This window comes from Thetidibacter halocola, assembly GCF_018224955.1.
GTDB classification, from domain to species: Bacteria; Pseudomonadota; Alphaproteobacteria; order Rhodobacterales; family Rhodobacteraceae; genus Thetidibacter; species Thetidibacter halocola.
In genome coordinates this window covers 225,717-237,009 of record NZ_JAGTUU010000009.1, presented here as the reverse complement: position 1 = coordinate 237,009, position 11,293 = coordinate 225,717, and the positions used below count along the sequence as shown (strand labels likewise).

At 63.6% G+C, this 11,293-nt stretch carries 9 protein-coding genes, 1 pseudogene and 1 riboswitch; of the genes and pseudogenes, 5 read left to right on the top strand and 5 right to left on the bottom strand.

The window, feature by feature from the left end:
* Positions 1–389 precede the first annotated feature (389 nt).
* On the top strand, positions 390–2,030 hold the full coding sequence (locus KB874_RS20635) for a winged helix-turn-helix domain-containing tetratricopeptide repeat protein (protein WP_212538450.1): 1,641 nt from the start codon (positions 390–392) through the stop codon (positions 2,028–2,030).
* A gap of 207 nt (positions 2,031–2,237) precedes the next feature.
* Positions 2,238–2,411 carry a hypothetical protein gene (locus KB874_RS20630; RefSeq protein WP_212538449.1) on the top strand — a complete coding sequence of 58 codons (174 nt, stop codon included), beginning with the start codon at positions 2,238–2,240 and terminating at the stop codon, positions 2,409–2,411.
* A 229-nt stretch (positions 2,412–2,640) separates the two neighbouring features.
* On the opposite strand, the gene KB874_RS20625 is transcribed toward KB874_RS20630, so the two are convergent.
* The 5 genes from KB874_RS20625 to KB874_RS20605 form a co-directional block, all read right to left on the bottom strand.
* Positions 2,641–3,477 (bottom strand): protein NO VEIN domain-containing protein, encoded by an 837-nt coding sequence (locus tag KB874_RS20625; RefSeq protein ID WP_212538448.1) that lies wholly within the window; start codon positions 3,475–3,477, stop codon positions 2,641–2,643.
* Between the two features lie 1,165 nt (positions 3,478–4,642).
* Positions 4,643–5,935, bottom strand: coding sequence for a TRAP transporter large permease (locus KB874_RS20620; protein ID WP_212538447.1), 1,293 nt, complete (start codon positions 5,933–5,935; stop codon positions 4,643–4,645).
* On the bottom strand, positions 5,932–6,432 hold the full coding sequence (locus tag KB874_RS20615) for a TRAP transporter small permease (protein WP_212538446.1): 501 nt from the start codon (positions 6,430–6,432) through the stop codon (positions 5,932–5,934). Before KB874_RS20615 ends, KB874_RS20620 begins: the two co-directional genes overlap by 4 nt.
* A gap of 66 nt (positions 6,433–6,498) precedes the next feature.
* On the bottom strand, positions 6,499–7,536 hold the full coding sequence (locus KB874_RS20610) for a TRAP transporter substrate-binding protein (protein WP_212538445.1): 1,038 nt from the start codon (positions 7,534–7,536) through the stop codon (positions 6,499–6,501).
* 31 nt (positions 7,537–7,567) lie between these two features.
* Positions 7,568–8,758 carry an amidohydrolase gene (locus KB874_RS20605; RefSeq protein WP_212538444.1) on the bottom strand — a complete coding sequence of 397 codons (1,191 nt, stop codon included), beginning with the start codon at positions 8,756–8,758 and terminating at the stop codon, positions 7,568–7,570.
* A gap of 146 nt (positions 8,759–8,904) precedes the next feature.
* Here KB874_RS20605 and KB874_RS20600 point away from each other — a divergent pair, with 146 nt between their 5' ends.
* From KB874_RS20600 to KB874_RS20590, 3 genes and pseudogenes are all read left to right on the top strand, one after another.
* Complete coding sequence (locus KB874_RS20600) at positions 8,905–9,378, top strand: MarR family winged helix-turn-helix transcriptional regulator (protein ID WP_212538443.1); 474 nt, start codon at positions 8,905–8,907, stop codon at positions 9,376–9,378.
* A gap of 60 nt (positions 9,379–9,438) precedes the next feature.
* Positions 9,439–9,524, top strand: a riboswitch (glycine riboswitch).
* Positions 9,525–9,624: 100 nt separating this feature from the next.
* Positions 9,625–10,902 carry a D-amino acid dehydrogenase gene (locus KB874_RS20595; protein ID WP_212538442.1) on the top strand — a complete coding sequence of 426 codons (1,278 nt, stop codon included), beginning with the start codon at positions 9,625–9,627 and terminating at the stop codon, positions 10,900–10,902.
* Positions 10,902–11,279: pseudogene (locus tag KB874_RS20590) on the top strand (pyridoxal-phosphate dependent enzyme); the annotation flags it as partial. The gene KB874_RS20595 and the pseudogene KB874_RS20590, both read left to right, overlap by 1 nt.
* Positions 11,280–11,293: the final 14 nt, after the last annotated feature.

The window sequence follows — 11,293 nt, the reverse complement described above, 5'->3', positions numbered from 1 at the left end:
AGAGCATCGAACCACCAAGCCTTGAGCCACTATCCCCATAGCACCGAAATCCGCCCGCGCTTTCCTCCTTGTCAGATTTGTCGCCGCTGCAGCTCACGCTGACAGCAGCCACAAATCTTAGACAAGGTGGACATTGCAGCCCGAACGATCGATGGCAGCTTTCGACACACAGCAGATGCCGCCAAGAACCCCTGCGTCGGATGACATGCGTTCGCTGCTCGGTGTGCCGATGCTCGCTTTTGCGAACGGACATTACGTTGGGCACAGGTGCCCCTTTTCTTGAAAGCGTAAAGGGCTTTCGAGTTGTGTAAGTATTTACTGGCACGGTCGTTTCACTGATGTCAGGATAAAACTTCGGGTCATCGAAAGCCAAATAAGGATAGAATTCGTTGTCATCCTTCCGCTTCGGCGAATTCCTCCTTTCGACGGAAGAGCGCAAGCTGTCGCGCGACGGTATCGAATTGCCTCTGGGCGCCAGGGCCTTCGACATGCTGAGCTTCATGGTCGAGAACCGACATCGCGTCCTGACCAAGGCAGAGATACTCGACGCCGTCTGGCCGGAAATCGCGGTTGAGGAAAGCAACCTGACCGTTCAGGTCTCGGCTCTGCGAAAGGTGCTCGGACCCAAGGCGCTGGCAACGATACCTGGCCGGGGCTACCAGTTCGTACTCTCTGTAGGGGAGAACACGCACGTCCCCGTCCCTGACCCCGACAATCGCGAAACCGCCTTCACCGAAGTCCTTGTACTCCCCTTCACCAACAGTTCGAACGATCCCGATCAGGAGTATTTCGCTGACGGGATCACCGAGGATGTCATCACCGATCTCTCCAAGGTCGCGGCGCTGTCTGTCGTCGCCCGCAACACGGCCTTCACCTTCAAGGGTCGCGCCGTCAATGTCGCGCAAACAGCTCGGGACATGAACCTGACCCATGTGGTCGAGGGCAGCGTGCGCAAATCCGGCAACAGGATTCGTATCAATGCCCAGCTTGTCGATGGCGCAACGGGGCGTCCGATCTGGGCGGAGCGCTTCGATCGCGATCTGGCCGACATCTTCGATCTTCAGGATGAGATCACCGAAGCGATCGTCGCCGCGCTCAAGGTAAGGCTTGTCCCGGCCGAGCGCGTGGCAATCCAGTCGCGCCCAACCGACAACCCCGAAGCCTATGAACTCTATCTCCAGGCGCGCTACCACCACACACGTCTGGACAGGCGCAACTTCGAGATTGCCAGCCGCCTCGCTCAAAGGGCGCTTGAAATCGACCCCGATTTTGGCCTGGCATGGGCGCTTTTGGCCATCAGCCAGACGGGGCTCTATGGCTTTTCGGCCTCGCCCGAACATGGGCTGGAGGCGGCCGAGCGCGCACTCGCTCTGAATCCCAACCTGGCAGAGGCGCTTGCGGCAAAGGCCTTCGTCCTGGCCGGTCTTGGTCGCTTCGACGAGGCTTTCGAGCTTCACGAACGCTCGCTTCAACTCGACCCGAATTCCTACGATGTTCGCTTTCTCTATGGGCGAACGTGTTTCCAGACCGGGCGGCACGACGAAGCCATTTTGCACTGGGAACGCGCAACCGAACTCTCGGAAGCGGATTTGGCGGCCACCACCCATGTCGCCATGTGCTACAGGGCAACAGGCCAGCATGAGAAGGTGCTGGACACAGCCCGACGCACGCTCGTTCGGGCGGAACGCGTGCTTTCAGAGAACTCGTCGGATTCCTACGCATTGATCAGCGGTATCAATGCCCTTGCGAGACTGGGCGAAGCCGAACGCACAAGGCAATGGGCCGTGCGGGTCAAGGCGATTGATCCCGATGATCCAAGCATCGACTACAACATCGCTTGCGCCATGGCGCTGCTCGGTGAAACGGAGACCGCACTCGATACGCTCGAGGCCTGCCTGCCGCGGGTCGACCCCGTCACCTTCTCTGTCTGGGTTGAACAGGATAACGACCTCGACGCCCTGCGCGATCTCCCTCGCTTTCAGCGCCTAGTTCGCGACCTTGATGCGCGCACGGCCGCCGCAACGGTGTAACCGCGCGACCCAGCCCTTTGTGTTCGGGCCATCGCGGCGTGTAGCCGCGTTCAAACCATAGACGTCAAAAAAGAATCTGCCGGCCATTCCGACCCTTTCCGAAGTTTTCGGAACGGTTCGGGCCGCTTCAGGACATTCACCCTTCTGGCTGCCAGCCTGGCTTCACAAACCAGCCATTCCGGCAGGATCTACAGAAGGATACCAGACATGACCGATCTTTCGGCACAGCAGCAGTCCCGCACAGCGAAGTCGCCCCTCGCACGCGCCCTGAACCTTCCATTGACGCTTGTGAAATCTCTCTTCGGACCGCGCCCCGACTCCGATGTCGACCTTCGCCACGCCAATGAGCATTTCCTTAGAGACATCGGCTTGCGGCGCTGAAATGATGCCGCGCCAATTGCTGCCATCGGAAGGTTTTTGCAATCGAAGCATCGAGGCGCTGCCAATGGCCTTGCCGTTTCGAAAACACGGATAGGTCGCCTATCTCGCGCCGGGGGTCCTCAAGCGCTTGGTCTACAAGCGCGAGGTGCCCGCCGTGACTCTGTTGAAACTGACCGATGTCGCGGTCCTGCCGTGAGACGAGCAGCCGGAGCGGGTGTTCGACTGAGTCTCAGTGAAAGCTCGCCTGAAACGTCGTCGCGGTCAGCGAGACATGCGCGTCCAGAGGCGGGTGCAGTTCGAACGCCTTCGGCTCGCGTGAAAAATTCCAATGCCGATACAGGCGCCATTCCGACCGGCGCTCCTCGGCCACGGCCAGTTCGTTGCAGGTGATGTGAAAGGGCGTGCGCTCCCATCCGTTCGTCGTCTTGACCTCGATCAGCCGCGGGAGCCCATCCGGGGCGAAACTCGCGATGTCGTAGCCCGCACCGTCGCCATCCTCCTCCGACACCCAGCGCACCTTGCGCGCCAGATCGTCCCGTCCCGCCGTCCGCAAGGCCGCGCGCTCATGCGCCAGCACGCGCTCTTCGCCAGCGCGGCCAAGGGCGCGGTTGCGCTCGTCCCGGCCCGCCACGTCGAACTTGCGGGCGATGTGCAGCATCTGGTCCAGCTCCTGCGGAGGCGGCTGGTTCGACAGCGTCGGCGGCGGTCCGATCCAGACTTGCGCCTCCTCGCGCAGCCCCGCAGCCGGTTGCAGCCCCGGTTGGCGCCCGAGCCAGGCCGGGTTCAGCGCCAGCCACCGCGCCACGGCATCCACCAAGGTCATCTGAAAATTGAACGCGGGCTTGTAGCCGGGGATCCAGTCCTCGCCGAGCCCATTCAGCACCGCGCTGATGTTCTGGTGTTTAAACTCGACGGACCCCTCGGACCGGTCGTTCAGTAGCGGCAGGAGGGCACGCCGATGCTCGGCCTTGCTGTAGCGGCGCGCGGAGATGTCGTCGGCTAGCATCGCGAAGTAATCCGCGACGATCAGGTCGTTTTCTTGATCTGTCAAGGACTGGTTCAACATAGTGCCAGGCTAGGGGCAGAAAGTGCTTTTCGACTCGGCGTCGCGATCGACGCCGCCGCTCTGACGCCAGTCCCGCTTAGCCGCGTCGCATCACCCACAGAAGTTCAATAGGTGATGTTGACAAATGGCGGATCCAAAGCGCGATGCGCAGCAAACCCAGCGATCCGGCGGTCGCACGCCCCGGTTTCGGCGAGGCCGAACTCAGCCCAAGGGAGCTCAGGGCCCGTTCGATGCCTCGCCAGGCATTGGGCATGAAGTGCCGTTGTCATCAGAGGCTTCCGGCAGAGTTTCGGTGGCGACGCTGGTTTCGCGCACTGCCGCGCAGACCTGGTGACCGGCCGCCACGGAGCCGTCCTTCTGGCCGCCCTACGCCTTCGTGTCGGTATCCGTCACCAGATTATCTCGCGAACGGGGCGAACCCATGAACGCGGCAACCCATTGGAAGTGCGAGGATGTTTCACGCCATCCCGCCGCCGTCGAGGGGCGCTAGAAGAGAGACGCAGGCCATTCGGAGACCCATTCGGCGTCAAGCGCCCAGTCTCCGAAGGGCGGATGGCCCTGCCAACGCCCTTTGAAACAAAAAAGAAAAAAGGCCCCAACCGGGGCCCTTGGGCGGATTCAGGATCTGATTGTGGCGGAGACAAAGGCTGATTGGTAAACCATACTACTTATTGAAAAATTTGTATTTTTTGATGTTCTTGCCATGCATACCACAAAAATACCACACCGTGTGTTTTTCGGCGCCTATGACGGCGCCGAGTTTTGGTCGATCAGAGCGGGCAACAATGTAGACACGTCCTTCATCAGCACTAAGGCGCATTCTACAGTCTCGCCAGTCATTGCTATCTGTAGCTGCCCGGCAGGCACCGCTTGATCCCAGGAGAAGTTCTGCGTGAGGAAGCCCAGCAGGTCGCGCTTGTAGTCTGAGGTGGTCCCCATTTCCCGGACAGGTTTGCGGCGCCGCTAAGCTTGCCTGTTGATCATGCTGCCGCCTGCATGAGGCGGTCCCGGCAAATCGGACAGTGTGCATGACGACTGCCGGCCAAAGCTCCGCTTTGGTCTCTCCGACTGCGCAACACAATACTAGTGACAGCCACGACTCGTTGCCAAGTCGTGGCTGTTCATGTTGGGGCAACGGCCACTTGAGCCGGCCGATCTGGTGGCTTCAGCCGACAGTTCTCGCCAGCCAGAGCGTGATCGAGGGGAAGGCGATGAGCAGGGCAAGGCGGGCGACGTCGACCAAGATGAAGGGGATCAGCCCCCGGAAGATGCGAACGACCGGCACGTCGGGCAAGACCGCCTTAAGAACGAAGACGTTCATGCCGACGGGTGGTGTGATCAGGGCGATCTCGGTCACGACGATCACGATGATGCCGAACCACACGAGGTCGAACCCCTGCGCCACGACGATCGGTGCGAAGAGCGGCACGAAGATCAGGATGATCGCCATCGAGTCCATCACGCAGCCCAGCACCAGGAAGACGCACATGATGGCCAGGATGAGGGCCGTGCCTTCAAGCCCGGTCGATTGCACCAGGGCTAGAACACCCGCCGCCAGTCCCGACAAGGTCAGCAGCTTGGACAGCATCAACGCACCGAACAGCACCGTGTAGAGCGAGACGGAGGTATAGGCCGTGTCCACGATGATCCCGCGCAGCGTGGACCAGTTCATCTTGCCGGTCAGGGTCGCGACAAGGATCGCCAGACCCGCACCCATGCCGGCGGCTTCCGTCGGGGTGAAGAGCTTGGCGTAGAGTCCGCCGATGATCAGCCCGAAGAGCAGCACGAACGGCCAGACCCCGGCAAGAGACCGGACTTTCTCGGACCACGGGGTCTTTTCACCCTGTGGTGCCTGCTCCGGGTTCCGGGCGGCCACGAAGCGGATCGCCAGCATGTAGAACCCAAGACCGAGGAGACCCGGAACCACCCCGGCGATGAACAGGTCGCCGATGTTGGTCTGGGTCAGGATGCCGTAGACCACCATGATGATCGACGGCGGGATCAGGATGCCCAGCGTGCCACCCGCCGCGATGGTGCCGGCCGCCAGTTCGTCGGAGTAGCGGTATTTGCGCATGCTGGGATAGGCGACCTTGGCCATGGTCGCCGCCGTGGCATAGCTCGATCCGCAGACCGCCGAGAAGCCGGAGCAGGCCACCATGGTCGACAGCGCCAGCCCGCCCCGCACATGGCCGACAAAGGCATAGGCCGCGCGGAACAGGTCGCTGGCGATCCCGGTCTTCGAGATGACGTTGCCCATCAGGATGAACATCGGCACGACCGCGAGGTCGTAGGACAGCACCGCGTCCGAGATGGTCAGCGGCAGCAATTGAAAGGCGATGGTCCAGTTGATCGCAAGGCCGATGCCCGCGACGGAGACAGCCAGCAGGGCAAAGGCCAGCGGCACCCGCAGGAAGGCCAGCAGGATGGCCATGCCCATGGCAATGGAACCGGTGATCATAGCGCTTCCTCCTCGTGCGTGTCGGTGGGATCGACCATCGGCCCGGTCAAGGCGATGGCCAGGGCGGCCAGCGCCGACAGGGCGCAGCTGGCAGCCATGAAGAAATACAGCGGCGCGCGCGGCACCCGCAGCGCCTGGCTGACCTCGGAAATGCGCGAGGCGTTGAGGCCATGCCGCATGAAGAGCCACGCAATGACCGCCAGCACCGCGACCACCAGCGCCGCGCTCAGCACCCGCCACCAGGCCATCCACGGCTTGCCGACCAGCTTGTCCATGATGTCGATGGTCAGGTGGGCACCCGCCGCCGTCACCAGCGGCAGCCCGGCAAAGACCACGAGCGCCATCATGTGTTCCGTAATGTCATTTGAGCCGTAGATCGGCTTGCCGATCAGCCGCCGACCGATCACGTCGGCGAAGGTCAGCGCCACCATTGCCAGGAGAAACAGTGCCATGACCGTTTCGACCCCCCGGCGGATCTTCCATGCGACTGACAGCATGTGTGTTCCTCCTCCCTGGAACGGCGGGGGATGCCGCGGCGCCCCCCGCTCTGCTTTGGTGTGCGATTACTGGCCGGCCAGCGTCGTGTAGGTCGTGTTGTAGAAGTCCAGCATGGCCTGCGGATCGGCGACTCCGGCGGCCTTGGCGGCCTCGACCCAGTCCGCGACCATCGTGGCCTGGATCGCGTCGACGGCGGCGATCAGCTCGGGCGTGGCTTCGGCAAAGGTGTGGCCTGCCGCTTCGAGCTTCCCGGTCGCGGCAGGGTTCTGCGCGTCGAAGTTGCGGCCCCACGCGGCCGAGAGTTCCTCGCCGATCACGCCTTCGATCGCGGCCTTGTCGGCATCGCTCAGGCCATCCCACTTGGCGCCGTTCATCGCGACGAAGAAGGTCGCGTCATAGAAGCCTTTCGGGAACACGGTGTGATGCTTCAGCACGTCCTCGAGGCGGAAGTTCACCACCGATTCCATCGTGTGCAGCGACCCGTCCACGACGCCGCTTTCCAGCATCTCGTAGGCCTTGGTCGCCGGTGCGGCCACCGGAACGGCGCCGAGCGCGGTCAGCAGCTTTTCCTGGATCGGGCCGCCCATACGGAACTTCTGGTTGGCGACGTCGGCGGGCGTGGTCACGGTCTTCTTGCCGTGGTGCAGTTGCCCGCCGCCGAACATGCCGACCGCCAGCATCTTGACGCCTTCGAAGGCGGCGTTGTCGGCGAGATACGCCTCATAGGTCTGCCACAGCGCGCGGCTCTGTGCCTCGGCGTTGGTGCCGGCGTTCGGGAATTCCGCGAACCACATCGAGACGAAACGCTCGGGCTCGTAGGTGAAGTTGCCCCAGGTGATGTCGGCCACGCCGGTGCGCGCCAGTTCCCAATGCTGCGGCGGGCTGGCCAGCGGCGCGGGCAGGATCATGACGGTGACGCGGCCCTCGGTCGCCTCGGCAATCTTCTCGGTCAGCGGCACGAGGAAATCGGTGTGCACGAAGTGGGTCGGCGGCACCCAGGACGACATCGTCAGGGTTTCGGCGCTGGAGAGTTGCGCGGAAGCGGCGAGCAGCGCGGTGGCGGCGACGGCGCCCTTGAACAGGCGGGTGGTGAAGGCGATCATCGGGTTTCCTCCCTTGGATGATGCTGGGTGTTCAGGAAGTGTGGCGAGAGACGCGCGTCTCGCGCGTGCGGAGCTTTGCCAGGTCGGCAAAGAGGGCGGCTCCGACCGGGATGATCCCCGGGTCGAAGACATATTCGGGGTGGTGCGGCATCCGGCCGTCCTGCCCGACAAAGACATAGGCACCGGGCACCCGGGCCGAGAGTTCCGAGAAATCCTCGGAGGCCATCAGCGCGCGGGCGTTCTCGATCACCCGGTCCGCGCCGACCACGCGGGCGGCCGAGGCGGTGACGGCGGCGACGCAGGCGGGATCGTTCATGGTCACGGGCGCGACCGGGGTCACGTCGATCTCGATCAGCACGCCGAACAGCAGCTCGGTCGCGCGCACCGCGTCCTGCAGCAGGTCCGCCAGCCGGTCGCGCAGCGCCTTTGCGGTGGTGCGCATGGTGCCCTCGATGCGCACAGTGTCGGGCAGGATGTTGCGCGCTGTGCCGCCCTGGATCAGCCCGAACGAGATAACCCCGGCGTCGCGCGCATCGGTCACGCGGGTCACGGCCTGTTGCACGGCAGAGATCAGGTGCGCGGCGGCGGCCATCGCGTCCTCGCCGGTGTGCGGCATCGAGCCATGCGCACCATTGGCGCGGATCGTGATGTCGATGTCGTCGGCCGAGGCCAGCGCGGCGCCTGCCGGGATGCCGACATGTCCTGCCGGCAGGCCGGGAAGGTTGTGCAACGCGTAGATCTCGTCACAAGGGAAACGGTCGAACAGGCCGTCCGCCAGCATCGCCCGCGCGCCGGTCAGCAACTCCTCGGCGGGCTGGAAGATGAAGCGCACCGTGCCGTCGAAATCGCGGGACTTCGCGAGGTAGGCGGCGGCGGTCAGCGCGGTGACGGTGTGGCCGTCATGCCCGCACCCGTGAAACTTGCCTGCGTCCTGCGAGGCATAGGCGAGGTCCGCCTTTTCCGTCATCGGCAGCGCGTCGAGTTCGGCGCGAAAGGCGATGCAGCGGCTCGGGTCGTCGGGCGTGACCTTGGCGCTGTGCAGGGTTCCGACGACTCCGGTCCCGCCGATTCCGGTCTCGACCTCGTAGCCGAAGGCACGCAGCTTTTCTGCCACGAAGGCGGCGGTGCGCACTTCTTCAAAGCCGGTCTCGGGGTGGCGGTGCAGGTCTTGCAGCCAGGATTCGGACAGGGCGCGGTGGCCGTCATACCACTGGGCAAACATCGTCGGGCGCTCCCTTTCTGTCTTTGACTGAGACGATTGCGACTTGAAACTTTCAAGCCAAGATGGTCTCACCATAAGACTGTTTGTTCTGGAAATCAGGGTATGGCGTGATACCCTGCCGGTATGGCGGACTGGGAGAAAAGCCGATGCAGGAACCCCGAACCTTCAGGAATGAGCGCCTGACCTACAAGCTCGACATCGTCGCCAAGGAGGCGATCTCTGCCAATGACGAAATCTTTCTCAAGGAGACGGGCTGCCGGATTCGCGACCTGCGGGTGCTGCGCCTGATCGACGACAATCCCGGCACGACCTTTGCGGAAATCGCCAAGATAACAGGATTCGAGCGCAGCCTGACCTCGCGAATCCTGCAAGGTTTGCTGGGCTCCGGGCTGATCGTGCGCGAGAACGACCCGGGGGATGCCCGCGTCTTTCGACTCAGCACGACCGAGAAGGGCCAGGAGGTGCGCCGCACCGCGCGGCAGGTCTCGGACCGGCTGGAGGTGATCCTGACCGACCCGCTCTCGGCGCAGGAGTTGCGCGCGCTGCACGAGATCCTGGCAAGGCTGGGCAGCTGGGTGACGTCCGAGGAGTATCGCTTGGCACTGTTGGCTGACGTATAGTCTCATGCTGCAACAGTATTGACGCGAGACTGAAATCGATCTAAACCTCGGACTGCCTACCAAGCCGTCACAGGAGAGGCCGAGACACTCGGCGCCGAAGGAGCAACCCCCCGGAACCTCTCAGGCAAAAGGACTGTGACCGGAGCGGGCGTCTGAAGCGCCGCAGGCCTTGCGCCTTGCGCCCCGCGACAGAGGGGATTGGACCTGCCATCCGGCGGGACGAACCTTGGGTCGCGGGAGGACACCATGACCAGAATAGCCGTTATCGGCGCCGGCATTGCCGGCGTCACCACTGCGTCGAGCCTCATGGACCGGGGCTTTGACGTGACGCTTTTCGACCGCAATCGCTATGCGGCAATGCAGACCTCTTTCGCCAATGGCGGACAGCTTTCGGCATCGAACGCCGAGACCTGGAACCGCTGGTCGACGGTCTTCAAGGGCATGAAGTGGATGATGACCCGAGGCGCGCCGCTGCTGGTGAACCCGAAGCCCAGCTGGCACAAGTATAGCTGGATGGCCGAATTCGTGGCCTCGATCCCGCAATACCGCGCCAACACCGTGCAGACGACCCGAATGGCCATCGCGGCACGCGGTCTGCTCAAGGAAAAGGCAGAGCGTCACGGCTTCGATTTCGACTGCGAGGATCGCGGCATCCTGCACGTCTACACCAGCAAGGCCGAGTTCGACCACGCGACCGAGGTCAACAAGCTGCTCGCCGAGGGCGGATTGCAGCGCCGCGCCGTGACCCCCGACGAGATGCGCGGGATCGAACCGGCGCTGAGCGGCAGCTTCCACGGCGGCTACTACACCGAGAGCGATTTCACCGGCGATATCCACCGCTACACCACGGGCCTTGCGCGCGCCATCGAGGCCCAGGGCGCCGTCCTGCGCTTTGGCGCCGATGTCGAGGCAATCCGCGCCGGGGACGACGCCGTGCGCATCACCTGGAGCCGCAACACCGAGAGCCAGACTGACAGCTTCGACGCCATCGTTGTCTGCGCCGGGGTCGAAAGCCGCGCCATCGGCGCGCAGCTGGGCGACCGCGTGAACGTCTACCCGGTCAAGGGCTACTCGATCACCGTCCGTCTCGACGACGAGGAAAGCCAGCACGCCGCACCTTGGATCAGCCTGCTGGACGACGAGGCCAAGGTGGTGACGAGCCGGCTGGGCAAGGACCGGTTCCGCATCGCTGGAACGGCCGAGTTCAACGGCTACAACCTGGATATCCGCGACGACCGGGTGCGCCCGCTGGTCAAGTGGTGCGAGCGCTTCTTCCCCGGTGTCAGCACCGAACACGCGATCCCTTGGGCAGGCTTGCGGCCGATGATGCCGAACATGATGCCGAAGGTGGGGCAGGGCGTGCGCGACCGCGTCTTCTACAACACCGGGCACGGTCACCTGGGCTGGACCCTGTCCGCCGTCACAGCCGAGATGGTGACCGAGAAACTCGCAGCCTCGCGGAAGGTCAATGGCGCCGCCCCGGTGCGGGCCGCCACGCCATCGAAGGTGAAGGAGGCCGCCTGATGCTTATCCCTACCTACAACGACATGCTGGATGCGCATGAGCGGATCGCCCCGCACATCCGTTGCACACCCGTCCGCGTGTCGGACTACCTGAACGAACTGGCGGGTTGCCAGCTGTTCTTCAAGTGCGAGAATTTCCAGGAACCGGGTGCCTTCAAGGTGCGTGGGGCCACGAATGCCGTCTTTGGCCTCGACGAGGCGCAGGCAGCGCGCGGCGTCGCCACCCATTCCTCGGGCAACCACGCCTCGTGTCTCAGCTATGCCGCCACGCTACGGGGTATCCCCTGCAACGTGGTCATGCCCCGCACCGCGCCGCAGGCCAAGAAGGACACGGTGCGCCGCTATGGCGGGGTGATCACGGAGTGCGAACCCTCGACTGGAGTGCCCCCACT